Annotated in this window: 14 protein-coding genes and 1 rRNA gene; 10 read left to right on the plus strand and 5 right to left on the minus strand. The window is 60.8% G+C overall.

The window, feature by feature from the left end:
* The first annotated feature begins 34 nt into the window (after positions 1-34).
* A complete protein-coding gene (locus PX52LOC_RS25555) occupies positions 35-1,069 on the plus strand; it encodes a TolB family protein (RefSeq protein WP_149112742.1) in 1,035 nt (344 codons plus the stop codon).
* A gap of 44 nt (positions 1,070-1,113) precedes the next feature.
* Here PX52LOC_RS25555 and PX52LOC_RS25560 read toward each other — a convergent pair whose 3' ends face one another.
* Positions 1,114-1,653: a hypothetical protein gene (locus tag PX52LOC_RS25560; protein ID WP_149112743.1), complete on the minus strand. Its 540-nt coding sequence runs from the start codon at positions 1,651-1,653 to the stop codon at positions 1,114-1,116.
* Positions 1,654-2,194: 541 nt separating this feature from the next.
* Positions 2,195-3,699 (minus strand): 16S ribosomal RNA (locus PX52LOC_RS25570).
* Positions 3,700-4,184: 485 nt separating this feature from the next.
* Here PX52LOC_RS25570 and purQ point away from each other — a divergent pair.
* Complete coding sequence (gene purQ / locus PX52LOC_RS25575; RefSeq protein WP_149112744.1) at positions 4,185-4,958, plus strand: phosphoribosylformylglycinamidine synthase I; 774 nt, start codon at positions 4,185-4,187, stop codon at positions 4,956-4,958.
* Between the two features lie 7 nt (positions 4,959-4,965).
* Here the strand turns inward: purQ and PX52LOC_RS25580 are convergent, their stop codons facing one another.
* A complete protein-coding gene (locus tag PX52LOC_RS25580) occupies positions 4,966-5,922 on the minus strand; it encodes an ADP-ribosylglycohydrolase family protein (RefSeq protein WP_168219198.1) in 957 nt (318 codons plus the stop codon).
* Between the two features lie 84 nt (positions 5,923-6,006).
* Between PX52LOC_RS25580 and PX52LOC_RS25585 the strand changes: the two genes are divergently transcribed.
* Positions 6,007-6,216, plus strand: a complete 210-nt coding sequence (locus PX52LOC_RS25585; RefSeq protein ID WP_149112746.1) for a hypothetical protein — start codon at positions 6,007-6,009, stop codon at positions 6,214-6,216.
* A gap of 4 nt (positions 6,217-6,220) precedes the next feature.
* On the opposite strand, the gene acpS is transcribed toward PX52LOC_RS25585, so the two are convergent.
* A complete protein-coding gene (gene acpS / locus PX52LOC_RS25590; protein WP_246173468.1) occupies positions 6,221-6,640 on the minus strand; it encodes a holo-ACP synthase in 420 nt (139 codons plus the stop codon).
* Positions 6,641-6,699: 59 nt separating this feature from the next.
* Here acpS and PX52LOC_RS25595 point away from each other — a divergent pair, with 59 nt between their 5' ends.
* The 3 genes from PX52LOC_RS25595 to PX52LOC_RS25605 are packed head-to-tail and all read left to right on the plus strand — an operon-like array spanning position 6,700 to position 10,422.
* On the plus strand, positions 6,700-8,922 hold the full coding sequence (locus PX52LOC_RS25595) for an ATP-dependent helicase (RefSeq protein ID WP_149112747.1): 2,223 nt from the start codon (positions 6,700-6,702) through the stop codon (positions 8,920-8,922).
* 10 nt (positions 8,923-8,932) lie between these two features.
* Positions 8,933-9,577 (plus strand): hypothetical protein, encoded by a 645-nt coding sequence (locus tag PX52LOC_RS25600; RefSeq protein WP_149112748.1) that lies wholly within the window; start codon positions 8,933-8,935, stop codon positions 9,575-9,577.
* Positions 9,578-9,579: 2 nt separating this feature from the next.
* Positions 9,580-10,422: a sugar phosphate isomerase/epimerase family protein gene (locus PX52LOC_RS25605; RefSeq protein ID WP_149112749.1), complete on the plus strand. Its 843-nt coding sequence runs from the start codon at positions 9,580-9,582 to the stop codon at positions 10,420-10,422.
* Positions 10,423-10,470: 48 nt separating this feature from the next.
* Here PX52LOC_RS25605 and PX52LOC_RS25610 read toward each other — a convergent pair whose 3' ends face one another.
* Positions 10,471-11,598, minus strand: a complete 1,128-nt coding sequence (locus tag PX52LOC_RS25610) for a prenyltransferase/squalene oxidase repeat-containing protein (RefSeq protein ID WP_149112750.1) — start codon at positions 11,596-11,598, stop codon at positions 10,471-10,473.
* Between the two features lie 247 nt (positions 11,599-11,845).
* On the opposite strand from PX52LOC_RS25610, the gene PX52LOC_RS25615 reads away from it, so the two are divergent.
* Genes PX52LOC_RS25615 through pdxA form a run of 4 tightly spaced genes read left to right on the plus strand, consistent with a single transcriptional unit; the run spans position 11,846 to position 16,534 of the window.
* Positions 11,846-13,552: a response regulator gene (locus PX52LOC_RS25615; protein WP_149112751.1), complete on the plus strand. Its 1,707-nt coding sequence runs from the start codon at positions 11,846-11,848 to the stop codon at positions 13,550-13,552.
* Between the two features lie 2 nt (positions 13,553-13,554).
* Entirely contained in the window at positions 13,555-14,733 is a 1,179-nt protein-coding gene (locus PX52LOC_RS25620) for a metallophosphoesterase (protein ID WP_149112752.1), read from the plus strand.
* Entirely contained in the window at positions 14,730-15,599 is an 870-nt protein-coding gene (locus PX52LOC_RS25625) for a protein-tyrosine phosphatase family protein (RefSeq protein ID WP_149112753.1), read from the plus strand. Before PX52LOC_RS25620 ends, PX52LOC_RS25625 begins: the two co-directional genes overlap by 4 nt.
* Positions 15,596-16,534: a 4-hydroxythreonine-4-phosphate dehydrogenase PdxA gene (gene pdxA, locus PX52LOC_RS25630; protein WP_149112754.1), complete on the plus strand. Its 939-nt coding sequence runs from the start codon at positions 15,596-15,598 to the stop codon at positions 16,532-16,534. Before PX52LOC_RS25625 ends, pdxA begins: the two co-directional genes overlap by 4 nt.
* Positions 16,535-16,617 lie beyond the last annotated feature (83 nt).

Consider the following 16,617-nt stretch of genomic DNA (forward strand, 5'->3'; position numbering starts at 1 on the left):
CGAGTGTCCCAAAGGTTCGCCGTGAGAACGCGCCATGATACCACTGTCGATGCTTCTGGCCCTTTCCGCTTCGTCGGCCGATCCCGCGGATTGGGAAGTCGCCGAGGGCCGTTACCTGAAGAACGTCAAGGCCGTCACGACCGACTTCGTGCGGGCCGGCGAGGGGTACTTCTCACCGGACGGCAAGAAGATCATTTACCAGGCGGAAGAGCAGGGGACCGGCAACCCGTTCTACCAAATCTTCGTGCAAGACCTCGCGACGGGCAACCGCCGCCGCATCAGCCCCGGCAAGGGTCGGACGACGTGCGCGTATTTCCGCCCGGACGGCAAGCGGGTGATCTTCGCGAGCAGCCACGAAGATCCGGACGTGGAGAAACACCAAGCGGAAGAGTACAAGCAACGAGACGAGGACAAGAAGGCCGGCCGGCGGCCGCGGTACTCGTGGGCCTTCGACTCGCACATGAAGATTTACGAGGCGAACCCTGACGGCACCGACCTGAAGTGTCTTACGCCGAACGCGAAGGCGTATACGGCCGAGGGGAGTTTCTCGGCCGACGGGACGAAGATCGTTTACAGTTCCGGTAACGCGGGCAACGTCCAACTGTTCATCATGAACACCGACGGCAGCGGGGCCCGGCAACTGACGACCGTTTCTAACTGTTACAACGGAGGGCCGTTTTTCAGCCCCGACGGGACGAAGGTGATTTTTCGCTCCGACCGCAAGGAGAAGGACCGGCTGCAACTGTTCGTCATCAATGCGGACGGAACGGGCGAGCGGGCACTGACCGACAATGATAAATGGGTCTACTGGGCACCGTACTGGTACCCGGACGGCAAGCACATCATTTACACCGCCGCCGACCACAGCGACGACTTGAAGCGGCCGAACTACGACCTGTACTGGATGGCCCTCGATACGAAGGCCACCGTGCGGGTAACGCAGGCACCGGGGCAGGACATTCTGCCCGTGTTCAGTTCGGACGGCAAGAAACTACTGTGGACGAGCAGCCGCGACGGCCGCTCGCCGACACAACTGTACATCGCGGATTTCACGGCTCCCGCGGACTGACGAACTCGAACGCCTTCCGCCGTGAGAGCGGCGGAAGCGTTTCGCTATTGGATCAGGTGTCCGTTGTGCGGTCCGTCGGCTGCTTCTTCCCACTCTCGACGCACTTCCCGCAGGCCGGTTGCACACAGTTCGAACTGCTCGCTCAAGCGTTTCAGAACGGGCGCCTCCTGCGAGAATTGCTCGCCGTCGTATTGGCTGGCGATCCAGTACGATCGTTTGCCACAGGTCGTGTAATTCAGAACGGCGTGGTCTCCCCAAGTCTCGCGACTTCGCTGCAACGTCTCGGGAAAAAGACCAGCCCAGAAGAGGCTGACGTCGCCGATGTGGCGGTAGTATTCCCGCCGCGTTCGGCCACCGTCCGGCAGTGTGCCGGCTTCTTGGAGCATCAGAGCGAGATCGGTCAGGGGTTGGCCTTTGCCGTTCCGCAGGCGGTAAATCTCGTCGCGGTGCGCGAATCGTGTGAGGAGCCCAGAAAGGTAATCAACGATTTGCGGGTCGGCAACGCCGAGGCGGCCGAAAAAAGTCTGTTCGGTGACTCCTGCGAACAAGCGCACGAGTGGATGGTCCGGGGATGGCTCCCACATGGTAGGGCCCTCCGAAGGGATTGGTTTTGCGAACGAGAGGTTGGTTGTCGAATTCTTCCACGCGACCGATACAAAATCAAACTGGCATCGTCAAGATGTGATGGCGGAAATAAAGAATATTCTATCGGATTCGGCTCGATCCCCGAGAATTCTGATGGGCCTTAACGAGACGCATTGATACGCCGATTTTCTCGTCGTTGACACTTCAACTGTGAGACCTCGTGACAGTTCTCCGGTAGTCTGGCCGCGTCAGGAATGAGAACGGGAAGGCCGTGTCGGATTGGAAAGGTCACGGCGCATTGCTCGCAGCAAAGCGTTTGAGCGTCCCGAGTGAGGGACGTCTCGCGAGTTGGGTCCAGGGGGCAACGGAGGCAGGCGAGCAGTTCGTCGGTCATAGGAGATTATCCCTCAAACGAAAAAAGCCCTGCCAGTTTCCTGGCAGGGCTTCATCTATCGATGCAAGTTAGTAGCGTCACGTTACGTGGGTGAGGACTTGTCGGCTGTCGACTGTGAGGTCGACGCCTTGGATGGTTATCCTTAGAAAGGAGGTGATCCAACCGCAGGTTCCCCTACGGTTACCTTGTTACGACTTAGTCCCAATTGGATGTATCACCTTCGACTACGGTAAAGTAGGCTTCGGGCGCTCCACCCTTTCGTGGCTTGACGGGCGGTGTGTACAAGGCTCAGGAACACATTCACCGCGGTGTTGCTGACCCGCGATTACTAGCGATTCCGACTTCACGAAGGCGAATTGCAGCCTTCGATCTGAACTGGGGCGTGTTTTTTGGGATTGGCTTGGTCTCGCGACTTCGCGTCCCTTTGTTCACGCCATTGTAGCACGTGTGCAGCCCCAAACATAAAGGCCATGAGGACTTGACGTCATCCCCACCTTCCTCCGGTTTGACACCGGCAGTCCCACTAGAGTCCCCGGCACGACCCGCTGGCAACTAATGGTAAGGGTTTCGCTCGTTAAGGGACTTAACCCGACATCTCACGACACGAGCTGACGACAGCCATGCAGCACCTGTGTCAACTTCCGGGTTGGATACCGTTCGTTCCCGTTTCCGGGTCCTACTTGTTGACTCTTTCGAACATGTCAAGTCTGGGTAAGGTTCTTCGCGTAGCCTCGAATTAAGCCACATGCTCCACCGCTTGTGTGAGCCCCCGTCAATTTCTTTGAGTTTCAGCCTTGCGGCCATACTCCCCAGGCGGAGAACTTAGCACTTTTGCTTCGGCAGTAAACCCAAGTCGTGTCTACTACCTAGTTCTCAACGTTTAGGGCTAGGACTACCGGGGTATCTAATCCCGTTCGCTCCCCTAGCTTTCGCGCCTCAGCGTCAGAAGAGATCCAGCAAGCCGCCTTCGCCACCGGAGTTCCTGTGCATATCAACGCATTTCACCGCTCCACGCACAGTTCCGCTTGCCCCTATCTCCCTCGAGACCGCCAGTATCCGCGGCCGTTCCCCGGTTGAGCCGGGGGATTTCACCGCAGACTTGGCAGCCCGCCTACGCGCCCTTTAAGCCCAGTGATTCCGAACAACGTTCGCACGGTTCGTCTTACCGCGGCTGCTGGCACGAACTTAGCCCGTGCTTCCTCCAGGGATAGATCAAAGTTTAACCCTTTTCTCCCCCTCGACAGTGCTTTACAACCCGAAGGCCTTCGTCGCACACGCGGCGTCGCTCGGTCAAGCTTGCGCTCATTGCCGAAGATCCTCGACTGCAGCCACCCGTAGGTGTCTGGCCAGTGTCTCAGTGCCAGTGGCGCGGGTCGTGCTCTCACACCCGCTAGACATCTCAGGCTTGGTAGGCCGTTACCCCACCAACTACCTAATATCACGTGGGCTCCTCCCGGGGCGGCGGACCTTTGGTCTCACGACGTCATCTGGAATTACCCCTTCTTTCGAAGGGCTATGCCAGACCCCGGGGTAAATCCCCACGCATTACTGCCCCTTACGCTGCTTCCCCCCTTGCGGGGATTCGCTCAACTTGCATGCCTAATCCACGCCGCCAACGTTCGTTCTGAGCCAGAATCAAACCCTTCAAAAGTTTATCGTTGCTCGGCCGAAGCCGAACGCTTTTAAGTGTTTGCCTGCTTCGTTGCTCGGTTCAACTCATCTTCCGCGGGCCACCCAGGATTACTCCCGGCCGGCCCACGTCCGGCGAGCGTCGCCGACCAACGGCATACGCTCACCCACTGTAAGGCTCGTAACGCTACCAACTTGTCAAAGATCCACCGAACCGAGGATTGCGATCGTAGTAGGGGTTAGCCACCACTCCCGGTTCACTCGGCGACCACATCGCTGCGGTCGTGAGAGTAGTTTAACGGACGAGGTCGAAATGGCAACAGGGCGACGCCAAAAAATGGGAAAAAGTCTTCCGCCCTCCATTCTGGTTATGGTTGGAGGGTTGGCGGAGAGCCAAATTGGAACGCCAATCGCTCTAGAAGGTGAGCAGATTCGACGTTAGAAAGATGATGACTGCTCTGCCCGAGCGGGTCAAGAACAAACAATCTTCTTCTCGGATTTTTCTCTATGGCGATCCCCAAGGTTCTAATTCTCCGTGGACCGGGCACGAATTGCGACCACGAAGTGGCGTACGCATTCGAAAGGGCAGGGGCGGAAGTCGAGAAACTTCACATCAACCAACTCCGCCAAGCGCCCCAGAAACTGCAGAACTATCAGATCCTGCTTCTACCTGGTGGCTTCAGTTACGGCGACGATGTGGCGGCCGGGAAAGTTCTCGCGGTACAACTGGAACACTTCTTGGCCGACGCGATTCGCGAGTTTCGCGATGCGGACAAACTCGTTCTGGGCATTTGCAACGGTTTCCAGACCATCCTGAAAGCCGGGTTACTCGTCCCACCCGATGAGGACGGTCCATTGGCCACCCTCGCGCGCAACACCTCCGGGCGTTATGAAGATCGCTGGGTGAACCTGGACGTGACACCGGGGAAGAGCGTCTTCCTCAAGGGGCTTTCCACACTGGAGGTGCCGGTGGCCCACGGGGAAGGAAACTTTATCTGTCGGAAGGAGTGGATTCTCCAAGGACTGGCGCAAGCGGGGCAAGCGGTACTGCGTTATGCCGGCCTGAACGGTGAATCGCCCGTCTATCCCCAGAACCCGAACGGCTCCCAGGGGAACATCGCGGGCATCAGCGACGCAACCGGCCGCGTGCTCGGCCTCATGCCGCACCCCGAACGCAACGTCCTTCCGACCCACCACCCACGGTGGACGCGACAGGGGTTGCGGAAGGAAGGAGACGGGTTGGCGTTGTTCCGAAATGCGGTGGAGTATTTCACGACCTAACCGCAGGTCACCGACCTACGCGGTTGGTGTGGCGGATGACGAGGCGATTGGCCAGCTCTCGGATATAGGCAATACCCTTTCTCGACCTCTCAAATTGTTCGACCGCCTTTGCCGGGATCGCCTGAATCCCGGCAAAGGCACCGACCAGGCATCCCGCCATAGCGGCCACGGTATCGGTATCATCCCCGAGCGAAATCGCACGTCCTACGGCAAACGCATAATCGTCAGGCGAATCGACAAAACAAACGATTGCGGTGACGACGGAGCGGTCCGCGTGAAGTGTACTCCCGAGACCGGAGATCGAGTCCCCACGCTTGATTTTCAAGGCCGAGCGGATGGCCCATTGGAATGACTCGGTCTCAACACGGTCGAGCAACGCCGTCAGAAAGTGCTTCCGCTGAATTTCTGACAACTGGACTGCAAGGGAAACCGCGTGGGCAAGGAGTTGGGCGCCTTCGATTCCAACGGGGTGTTGGTGGGTCGGGAGGGCGGACTGCTTTGCCTGTTCCCAGACTTGTTCGGGCGAGTCGTGGAAGAGTAAACCAACCGGGGCGACCCGCATCGCGGCCCCGTTACCGAGGGAACCACCGGGAAAGATTGTTCGCGCGACTTCGCGCCAATCTCCTCCGGTCGCGGCCGTTTCCAAGATCTGCCGAGCACCGCGACCATATCCGCGATCGGGGTGGTAGTTGGCGACGAAGGCGGCTATCAACTTCTCGCCGTCAACATGGCCTTCGGAAACCAGTGTCTCCGCGAGGCCAATCATCATTTCCGTGTCGTCGGTGTAGTAGAGGGTATCACCGTCAGGATTCGTAACGACGTGCGTACCTGCCCCGAAGCGATAGAAAATGTCGTCGCTCGTCAACCCTTCGTAAGGAGCACCGAGGGCATCTGCCACAGCTAGGCCGATCAGGCAGCCGTGAAATCGCTCGGGGAGTGATGCGATACTCCGACTTGTGGCCATGACTTTCATCTCATGGGGCCGTAGCCTTCGAGCATCTTCTGAGGTAATCTAAACGCGGTTCATCCTTGTCACCGGAGGCCGGTCATGAGCGCAGACGTTTCGGCGGAAGTTCGCAATCAGCGGGTGAAAGAGTTCCTGCAAATCCTGCCGCTGACTGTTGAGTTGGCCGGACTGCCGCAGTGTGACCCGAACCGGCTGTTCACGCCGGATCAGATGGATCTGCGCTGCACCAATCTCAAAAATGCTTACAAGCTCGCTCGGCAACTGCTGAAGGAAATGAGCGAGGGCAGCTAACCGGCTACTTCAGGGCGATGGCAGTGGCGGTGGCGAACATCCGCGAGTAGGCGAACGACACCCGAATTTTGGCCACCCGCTTTTTGATGGCCCGTTCTTTCGTCGGCCCGGCAAGGACCACCTTGGGGCCGACCGCTTTCGTGCAAAGCACTTCCACGTCGTGCCAACTGATACCACGCTTCCACTTCGTGCCGAGCGATCGGAAAACCGCTTCCTTCGTGGCCCAAAGCGCGGCGTAGTATTCCGTGCTGTGGCTTCGCTGACTGCAGAAGGTGATCTCGCGTTCTGTGAATACTTCGTACAGGAACTTCTCGCCGTGCTTATCGATGAGTTTCCGCACGCGGGCGCAATCGTGAATTTGCGTCCCTAGCCCTTCGATGTCCATCAGCGTTCGCCCCGCGAGTTCGAAGTGGTAGAATTTCATTCATCCTACAGCGAAGCAGCGATCTCGACGACAGCACCCGGACCGGGTCGGAGAACGGAATGCCGACGGACCTCTTGGCGGATTTGACGGACGAACAACAGGCGGCCGTCGTCCACGGCGAAGGCCCACTGCTGATCCTGGCCGGGGCGGGCAGCGGCAAGACGCGCGTCATCACCCGCCGTGTGGCGTACTTGCTCCAGCAGGGCGTGCGGGCCGGCAGCATCCTCGCGATCACGTTCACGAACAAGGCCGCCGGCGAAATGCGGCAGCGCGTCGATGCGATCGTGCCGGGCAACAAGCTCTGGATTTGCACGTTCCACAGCCTCGGTGCCCGGTTGCTGCGGCAGTACGCCGACCGGCTGAACATCGACAAGAACTTTACGATCTACGACGTGGACGACCGCAACAAGTTGGTGAAGGATGCCCTCGACGCGACGGGGATGGACAACACGAAGTTCACGCCGGACCGTCTCGGCGGGGCCATCAGCAAGGCGAAGAACCAACTGCTGACGCCCAAACAGTTCGAACAGCAAGCCCACGACTTCTTCAGCCAAACGGCCGCGAAGGTCTACCACGGCTACGAGAAGCGGCTGCGGGCCGCGAACGCGATGGACTTCGACGACCTGCTCTACCTGCCCGCACTCGCGATGCGCTACAACGAGGAACTGCGGGCCGACCTCGACTCGCGGTTCAAGTTCGTACTCGTCGATGAGTACCAGGACACGAACTCGGCCCAATACGAGATCGCCCGCCGCCTGTCGCTGAACTATCCGAACCTGTGCGTGGTCGGGGACCCAGACCAGTCGATTTACAAGTGGCGCGGCTCGGACATCAAGAACATTCTCGACTTCGAGCGAGACTTCCCCGCAGCGAAGGTCATCACGCTGACGCAGAACTACCGCAGCACAAAGGCCATCCTGCACGCGGCCAGCACAGTCATCGACCAGAACAAACACCGCAAGAAGAAGATGCTCGTCACGGCCAACCCGCAGGGCGATCCGGTCACGGTGCTGAACTTCAACAGCGGCTTGGAGGAAGCGGAAGGCGTCGTCGAGCGGATCAAGAAGGCGGTGGCCGAGAAGCGGAACCACTATCGCGACTTCGCCATCTTCATGCGGATCAACGCCCTGACGCGGACGCTGGAGTCGGCGTTCGTCAAGCACGGCGTACCGTTCCAGATCGTGAAGGGGCTGGCGTTCTTCGACCGAAAGGAAAACAAGGACGTCCTCGCCTACCTACGGTTGCTCGTGAACCCGGACGACACGGTGTCGTTCCTCCGCGTCGTGAACGAGCCGCCCCGCGGCGTCGGCAAGACGAGCCTGGATCGGCTCGTTTCCTATGCGAACCGCAACGAAATCAGCCTGATGAACGCGGCCGGTAGCGTCGCCAAGATTCCTGAGATCAAGGGGAAGGCGTCGAGCGGGGTGCGGGACTTCTACCGCATCATCACTGACCTCCGCACGCAGTTGGAACACCCGCCGCACGAACTAATCGCGATGGTCCTCGACAAATCGGGCTACCGGAAATCGCTGCAAGATTCGACCGACGAGGAGGACGCCGACCGGCTGGCGAACATCGAAGAACTCGTCACGGCCGCGAAGCAGTATTACGACGAGGACAACTCACGCACGCTCGGCGACTTCTTGGAACAGATCACACTCGCGTCCGACGTCGATAGCTGGGACGAAACGGCCGACCATGTGTCGGTGATGACGCTCCACGCCGCGAAGGGGCTGGAGTTCCCGGTCGTGTACCTCCTCGCGACCGAGCAGGGGCTGTTGCCGCACGAGCGGAGCTTGGCGAAGGACGAGGACGTTGAGGAAGAGCGCCGCCTTTTCTTCGTCGGCATGACGCGGGCCATGAAAGAACTATACCTCTGCCACGCCCGGCTGCGCGAGTTCCGAGGACAGGCGATGTACCAGGTGCCGAGCATGTTCCTCGACGAACTACCGCCCGATGTGGTCCGGCAGGACATTTCGCAGGACCGCAATTTCGCCCGTGGTGCCATCGACGAATGGCGGCAAAAGGCCGGGTACGGCAACCCGAACTTTCTCCCGGGGCCGGCCGAACGACCGCGGAAGATGGAGCCGACAGGAGCAAGCGGCGATCCGAGCGAGTTTTTCGTCGGGGCCGTCGTGCAGCACGACGAGTACGGCATCGGGCAGATCACCGACTTGAGCGGCTTCGGCGCACTGCGGCGGGTGAAGGTGCGATTTCCGGCCGCCGGGGAGAAGACTTTCGTCGCGGATAAGGCCAAGATGAAGGTGGTGAAGCGGAAGTAGGAGGATGGTCATGTCGTTGCTCAGCACTGTAAAGTCCTGGCTTCAACGACGGCGAAAGAGGCTGATTGGATGCCTCTTGATCGGCGTCCTTTTTTACGGTCTGGCCCGCACGAGTCCCGTCATTGATTTCGCATGGCAACAGGCGCGGGGCACGACTTGGGAACCCACAGTTATCAAATGGGCGATGTCGATTCACGGGCCGCCCGTTGAGAGGGCGATTGCACGGGGAAAAATCTTCGAAGGCCAGCCAGTCGAAGAAGTGATCGCACATTATGGGCCGTTCCGGACGACGGCACTGGCCGAATATACGCTACTCAACCCGCCGGAGAGAAACGGCTCGTTCGAGGGCTACCAGATCGTTGTGAAAGATGGACACGTTCGCTCCGCGCACTGGTGGACCTGTGTTGCCCAACTCGAGTTCTTCAACTCGCTCAGCCGAGAAGAGGAGCGTGAAGTCAATGAACTCTACGAACAGCGCCAGCGATTTCTCCGAGATGCTCGGCAGCTAACTCGACTCGCCCTGGTCGGAAGTTGGGCGTATCCCGATCCTCTGACCATTCAACCGCCGGACCCATTGCGGGATGCGAGGATGGCCGTTGCGGGCCTCGGGGCTTACATCGAACCGCAGGTTCCTCATTCACCCCACGATGACTAACCATGTTCACACTCTCCGCCTTCGCCGATGAGATTTCCTCCGATCCCCGCGAGCAGATCGCGGTGCTGAAGGCGTCCAACATTCGGCACATCGAGTTCCGCTCGATCTACAAGACGAACTGCCTCGCCCTGACGGGCGAGCAGATTGACCACTTCAAGAGCCTGATCGACGGCGAGGGCGTTGCACTATCCGCCCTCGGCTCGCCCATCGGCAAGGTAGCCATCGACTCGCCGTTCGAGGAGCATCTCGACAAGTTCAAGCGGGCGATGGAGCTCTGCCACGAGTTGTGCACGCCGAACATGCGGGTCTTCAGCTACTACCCGCCGGCGAACTTCGACGGGAACTGGGCACCGTACCGCGACGAGGTCATCCGCCGGATGCGCGTGAAGGCCGAGATCGCGTCGAAGGAAAAGATCAAACTGTTTCACGAAAACGAGCACAAGATTTTCGGCGACTCGCCGGAGCGGGTGGCCGATCTGATGAAGTCGGTGAACCACCCGGCCTTGCGCTCCGCATACGACGCGGCCAACTGGGTGTTCTGCGGCTATGACCCGGTGCAGGGATGGGAACTGACTAAGCAATACGTCGAACACTTCCACATCAAGGACTGGAAAGGCAGCGGGGAGCACGAACACACGGGCCGCATTCCCGGCACTGGCGATGGCAACATCGCCCACAGCATCAAGGATGCTGTGCAGCGCAGCTACGACGGCTTCGCGGTGATGGAACCGCACCTTCGGGGCGGAGGCCCGACCGGCGGCATGACCGGGCCGGACCTCTTCCCGCTCGCGGTGGAAGCATTCCGTCACATCCTGCACGCTTGCGGCGGGGCGGAACGATTCTGAGAGATGGCGAAGCCCGCGAACCCTTTTATCGGTTCGCGGGCGAGTGAATCACTTCTTGCAATAGCTCAGGGCGAGCAAGGCAAACGGCGTCGCGAGTTCCGGCAGGTTTTCCAGGAAGTCCTTGTTCTCGTTCGCCCAACTGCCGTCGTCCTTCTGCTTGCCTTTCAGGGTTGTGAAGAGTTCGCTGCGCCAATCGTGCTTCACGCCCTTCGCGTCGGCGAAGTTCTCCTCGCCGAGCGCGTCCATCGCCTTCGCGAAGACGTGATAGTAGTAGAAGAGGCCGGTGGACCCCATGCCGGGGTTTTCGGTCAGGGTGTAGTGCTTGCGAATCCAGGCGACGGCCGCCTTAACCCGGGGGTCGTCTTTGCTGACCCCGGCGTACAAGAAACTTTTCAGACCTGCGTAGGTCATGCCGCCCTCGCTCCGAAGGCCGCCGGCCGCCGTTCGCTTGGGGCTTTTAGGGTCGTTGGCCTGGGCGATGTTGTAGATGAACCCGCCCTTGTTCTCATCGTCCACCTTCTTGGCGTAATCGAGATCGTTCGATTCGCTCGGCAGGTTCTGACTGCGGGACAGGAACGTGACGGCTCGCTTGATGGCCGGGTCGTCCTTGTCGGCCCCACCGGCCACGAGGGCTTCGATGAAGAAGTGCGTGTTCGACAGGTCGGCCCCGCCGCGGGTGCCTTTCTTGTCGTATCCCGCCCCACCGAATTTGGTGTCCTTGTCGTCCACATCGGCGCCATCGCCGTACTGGAGCGTGCGGAGAAACTTCGTCGCGGCGGCGATCACGGCGTCGTACTTCTTGTCGGTGTTCGCTTCCTTGAAGGCCATGACGGCCAGCGAGGTGGTGTAGTTCGCCAGCCCCCGGTTATAGACGCCGCCGTCCCCCTTGACCGCCTTTTCGAGATACTGCAACCCTTTCGCGACGACTTCGTCCGTGGCCGGTTTCCCGTTGCGGATGAGCGCGGCCACGGCGAGGCCGGTGATGCCGGGTTCGCCGACCTGGGGTGGGGCGAAGTTCCCGTCGGGTTTCTGGGCTTTCTTGAGGTAAGCGTAAGCCTTGTCCAAGACCCCTTGCCACTCTTTTGTGTCGACGGCGGCGTCAAGTCGGGGACGCCAACTGAGGATCGCGGCGAAAGTGAACAAGAATGTCCGGCGGGGCACGAGAAACGACGGCATGCGAATAGCTCCGGTAGAAGATGGGACGGCGTCTTTGTACAAATTGCGTGCCGGCAACCGATGCGCGGCTTGCCCTTTCGATTCAATCCCCACAGATACGGCGGTCGGCGCAACCGTGCAGAACGTGACCACCCGTGGTAAGGCGTTGACCAGCTCTCCAAACTGTACGGCTTTGCTTGTCGTCGAAGTCGTATCGGGACTATAATTGAATGGGAAAGATTTCTTAGTTTTAGCGGTGGGATGGCCCATGAATCACCGCCCGAGATTACTTCAGATTGGAACGTCACCGGCCGCGATGAGCCAGATCGTCGCGCACGCCGACGTGTCCGTCGCCAACGGCCCCGGCGACGCAGCCGAGAAACTGCGTACCGGCCGGTACGACGGCGTAATCGTTTCGGACACGCTCAGCAGCGAACTCATCGAACGGTACTGCCGCGACGAGATCATCCTCAGCAACATAGACCAGGGTATCGCGTCGCTCGATTTGACCGGCCGCGTGACGTGGGCCAACGTCGTCCTCCGTGGCTGGTGTTCCGAGAACCCTGTCGGTCAACCGCTCATCAGTTCGCTCAACGGCCCCTCCGCTTCTGGTAATCCGATCGTCCTTGCGAGTGATTACCCCGACCCGGTCCAGGCTGCTGCGAGTGGTCGAGCCGTTTCGTTCCGCATTCACCGTCTGGAACCGGCCGCCCAGTCGTACCTCGACGTCCGCATCCGACCCGTGTTCTCCGGCAACGGGACCGTGATTCAGTTGGTCAGTTTGCTCCAAAACGTGACGGCCGAGGTCGAACAGCAGAGGAAACTGCACGCCCTGTACACGTCGGGTCGAGAACTCGCCGCCCTCGAACCGGACCTGTTGGCCGAGATGAACGTGCCGACGCGGATCGAGTTGCTCAAGAAGAACATCCGCAAGCACGTTCACGACCTGTTGCGGTACGAAACGATCGAAGTCCGGCTGCTCGACAAGCAGACCGGCGAACTCGTGCCACTTCTCGAAGACGGCATGACCGAACAGGCCGCCAACCGCCGCCTCTACGCTCGGGCGGAGGGCAACGGTGTCACCGGGCACGTCGCCTACACGGGCGACAGTTACCTTTGTCCCGACACGACGAACGACCCGTACTATCTCGAAGGGGCGAAGGACGCGCGGAGTTCGCTGACCGCACCCCTCAAGTACGCCGACGAAGTCGTCGGCACGCTGAACGTGGAAAGCCACACGACCAACGCCTTCGGCCCCGAAGACCTGCAATTCACCGAACTCTTCAGCAAAGAAATTGCCTCCGCGCTGAACACGCTCGACCTGCTCACCGCCCAACAGTCGTGCACGCTCTCCGAATCAATGGAAGCGGTCAACAAGGAACTCGCGCTGCCGGTCGATGACGTACTCGCGAACGCAGCGTTGCTGTACGCCCGCCTCCACGCCAACGACGCCGACGCGGCCAAGCACCTCCGGCGGATCATGCAGAGCGCCCGCCAGATGAAGGAGTGCGTCCACAAGATCGGTCGCGACATGATCGTCGGGACTGGCTCCGTTGGGGATGCGATCCCGCTGATCGGAAAGAGGGTGTTGGTGATCGAACAGGACGGGCAGTTCCGTAAACAAGCGCACCTCATGCTCGGCCGGTTGGGAGCAGAAGTGGAAACCGTCGGCACGGCGGCCGAAGCACTCGCGCTGGTGAACGACGCCTCGTACGACGCTGTCCTTCAGGAAATTCGCCCGATCGACATGAGCGGGTACGATGCTTTCCGCCGCATTCGGGTCGCGATGCCGACCTGCCGCGTGGCGTTTACGACCGGCTTTGGCTACGACGCTCAACACAGCATCGTCAAAGCTCGCATGGATGGGTTGCAACACGTCATCTTCAAGCCCTTCCGGGCCGAACAAGTCGTCGGAGCCGTGACCGCTCCACCGCCGCCGGAACCGACCGCTCAACCTATCTCGGCCATCAACTAGCCATGATCGTCCCCGCGATTCTGCTCGCGGCCCTTTGGGTCGGTCACGCCTGCTTCTGGACGTACTGGCTGAACAACCTCTACGGCCGACCGCTCTCAAAGCGCTTCCTGAAACCGTGGCGGTTGTTGACCGGAATCGTGATCGCGTCGGCCCCGTTGCTCCTCCTGTCCGCCGTCCGACTCGACTTCGTCTCCGAGGATTGGCAGCCGATCAACGGCCTGTGGGGTGGGATGGTGGTCGCATATTCGGTTGCTGTCTGCGCACCGCTTGGGATTGTCGTATTTCCGGCCGTTACCCTTTATCGCCTACTCCGACCGCGGCCGCGAGCGTTGCGGGAAGTCACCACGCGGACGCTCGACCTGTGGCCCAAACTCGGCGAGAAACTGATTGGCGATGGCCACTGGGCCGGTCTCGCTCGACTGCCCGGAAATGATATCTTCCGCGTGGACTTCACCGACTTGACGCTGACGCCGCGAGAACTCCCGGCCGCGTGGGACGGACTCTCCATCCTGCTCCTCAGCGACCTACATTTTCACGGCACACCGTCACGGGAATTCTTCCAGCGCGTCACAGACGAGATCGCGAATCAACCGCATGCCGATATCGTCGCGCTGGCTGGTGACTTCGTGGACACTGATTGGCATCACGAATGGATCGGCCCTCTGCTCGGGCAGTTGAAGTGGCGTGAACACGGCCTGGCCATCCTCGGCAATCACGACAAGTATCACGACCCCGACCGCGTGCGGGAAGAACTCTCGAAGGCCGGCTACCGGATGCTGTCGAGGCAGTCCGAAGTGATCCCCATTCGCGGTCTGCCATGCCGGGTCATCGGGCACGAAGGACCGTGGTTCCCCCCGCCGGATGAGCCGGAGCCGAAAACTGGCGATGCGTTCTACCTCTGCCTCAGTCACTCGCCAGATAACTTCTACTGGGGTCAGGAGCGCAAGATCAACCTGATGCTCTGCGGACACGTTCACGGCGGGCAGGTTCGGCTGCCGGTCATCGGCTCGATCTTCGTGCCGAGTGTGTATAGTCGGCGGTTCGATCAGGGAGTGTTCGAACAGAACGGCACGGTGATGGTCGTCGGCCGAGGGCTGAGTGGCAAGGAACCGTTGCGGTTCCGCTGTCGCCCACAGGTCATTCGCATCACGCTGAAGTCCCAACCCACGCAGGAAACATGACCACCACGCGACTGCCGCTGTTGTTCGTTCTCGTAGCGTGCGGGTGTACGTCCTCGTCGTTGCCGTCCCCGGCGGGCATTGAGCCGAAGCCGGTCGCGCTGGCGGGTCTACACAACGTCTTTCGCGTCACCGATCACGTTTACAGTGGTAACGCGCCCGAGGGGGACAAGGGCTATCAATCTCTGAAAGAGTTGGGCATCCGCACGGTCGTAACGGTGGACGGTGCGGCCCCGGACGTGGCCGCGGCGAAGCGGTTCGGTTTGCAGTACGTCCACCTTCCCATCGGGTACGACGGCATCACCGAGGCGAGACTCGTCGAGATCGCGAAGGCCCTCCGCGACCTGCCGAGGCCGATCTACGTCCACTGCCATCACGGCAAGCACCGCGCTCCGTCCGCCACGATTGCGGCCATCCGCTGCCTGGACCCAAGCTGTTCGGCCGCGACGGCCGTTAACTTTCTGAAGGCGGCGGGAACCGATCCGCGTTACGCGGGCTTGTTCGCCGCCGCCGAACGGACGCCGCCGGTACTGGACGCCGCCAAGATCGAGTTTCGTGAAGTCGCGGAAATCCCCGATCTGACGAAGCGAATGGTCGAACTCGATGAGACGTGGGACGCGATGAAGAAAAAGCCGAATGCGAAGGATGCGATCCTCTTGGTCGAACACTACCGCGAACTAAGCCGTGCGACACAACAGCAGAACGAAGACTTTCGCCGGCTGCTAAACGAGGCACTGACGGGGGCCGAGGAACTGGAGAAAGTCCTTCGCGACGGTCGTGACTCAGGGTCGTTTGTGACGAAATCTGCCTTGGCTTGCACGAACTGCCACGCGAAGTTCCGCGACCGGCGCATATCCTCTACTCCATGACGCTTCCACGACTCCTCATTACGCTCGGCGACGTGGCCGGCATCGGGCCTGAAATCGTTGCGAAGGCGTGGCCCGAACTGGCGGCGTATTGTCAGCCGCTCGTAATCGGCGACCCGGCGAAACTGCCGGCCGACATCCCGTGCCACAACCCGTCGTCCGCTGATTTGAGCCGTGTCCCCGTCGGGGCAGTGACCGCCGAGGCCGGGCGGGCCGCGTACGACTGGCTGGTGTACGCCATCGACGAGTGCCTCGCGAACCGGGCCGATGGCATCGTGACCTGCCCGCTGCACAAGGAAGGGCTGCACGCGGCGAACATCCACTACCCCGGCCACACGGAAATCCTCGCCGATCGCACTGGCACCACGTCCTTCGCGATGCTCCTCTACGACGACGCCCTGCCGTTGGCGGTCGCGCACGTGACACTGCACCGGGCGTTGTCGAGCGTCTTCGAGCACATCACGCCGGAGACGGTCCTGGGCAAAATCCGCCTACTGCACGACCTCCTCCCGAAGCTGACGGGACAACCCGCCCGCATCGGCGTGGCGGCCCTCAACCCGCACGCCAGCGACGGCGGATTGTTCGGGCACGAGGAGGCCACGATTATCGCCCCCGCCGTGGCCGCCGCCTGCCGCGAGGGGATTTCCGTCCACGGCCCGATTGCCTCGGACGCGATCTTCCTGCCGCACAACCGTGCCCGGTTTGACGGCGTCGTCGCGATGTACCACGATCAGGGGCACATCGCCATGAAGTTGCTCGGCGGGCGGCGGGCCGTGAACATCTCGGCCGGCCTGCCGATCGTCCGCACGAGCGTCGCCCACGGCACGGCCTACGACATCGCCGGGAAGGGGGTGGCCGATCCAAGTAGCCTCGTCTCGGCGGTGCGTGTGGCGGCCCGACTCGCCGACGCGAGACGAAAATCGCTCCATCCCGCGTAATTCGGATAACTGTCATCGCAACCCCCCGAGCGAGGGAACTCCGGCGGGGGTCGTCGCCGTCACGGGTGAATTCACGTAAAAAT

It is taken from the genome of Limnoglobus roseus (assembly GCF_008254045.1).
Classification (GTDB): domain Bacteria; phylum Planctomycetota; class Planctomycetia; order Gemmatales; family Gemmataceae; genus Limnoglobus; species Limnoglobus roseus.

Bases quoted from the DNA above. Each gene is read 5' to 3' on its own strand.
- PX52LOC_RS25610 (WP_149112750.1), bottom strand. From the start codon at position 11,598: ATGCCGTCGTTTCTCGTGCCCCGCCGGACATTCTTGTTCACTTTCGCC.
- PX52LOC_RS25585 (WP_149112746.1), top strand. From the start codon at position 6,007: ATGAGCGCAGACGTTTCGGCGGAAGTTCGCAATCAGCGGGTGAAAGAG.
- PX52LOC_RS25625 (WP_149112753.1), top strand. From the start codon at position 14,730: ATGACCACCACGCGACTGCCGCTGTTGTTCGTTCTCGTAGCGTGCGGG.
- acpS (WP_246173468.1), bottom strand. From the start codon at position 6,640: ATGAAATTCTACCACTTCGAACTCGCGGGGCGAACGCTGATGGACATC.
- PX52LOC_RS25555 (WP_149112742.1), top strand. From the start codon at position 35: ATGATACCACTGTCGATGCTTCTGGCCCTTTCCGCTTCGTCGGCCGAT.
- PX52LOC_RS25605 (WP_149112749.1), top strand. From the start codon at position 9,580: ATGTTCACACTCTCCGCCTTCGCCGATGAGATTTCCTCCGATCCCCGC.
- PX52LOC_RS25600 (WP_149112748.1), top strand. From the start codon at position 8,933: ATGTCGTTGCTCAGCACTGTAAAGTCCTGGCTTCAACGACGGCGAAAG.
- PX52LOC_RS25580 (WP_168219198.1), bottom strand. From the start codon at position 5,922: ATGGCCACAAGTCGGAGTATCGCATCACTCCCCGAGCGATTTCACGGC.
- PX52LOC_RS25560 (WP_149112743.1), bottom strand. From the start codon at position 1,653: ATGTGGGAGCCATCCCCGGACCATCCACTCGTGCGCTTGTTCGCAGGA.
- purQ (WP_149112744.1), top strand. From the start codon at position 4,185: ATGGCGATCCCCAAGGTTCTAATTCTCCGTGGACCGGGCACGAATTGC.
- PX52LOC_RS25615 (WP_149112751.1), top strand. From the start codon at position 11,846: ATGAATCACCGCCCGAGATTACTTCAGATTGGAACGTCACCGGCCGCG.
- PX52LOC_RS25620 (WP_149112752.1), top strand. From the start codon at position 13,555: ATGATCGTCCCCGCGATTCTGCTCGCGGCCCTTTGGGTCGGTCACGCC.
- pdxA (WP_149112754.1), top strand. From the start codon at position 15,596: ATGACGCTTCCACGACTCCTCATTACGCTCGGCGACGTGGCCGGCATC.
- PX52LOC_RS25595 (WP_149112747.1), top strand. From the start codon at position 6,700: ATGCCGACGGACCTCTTGGCGGATTTGACGGACGAACAACAGGCGGCC.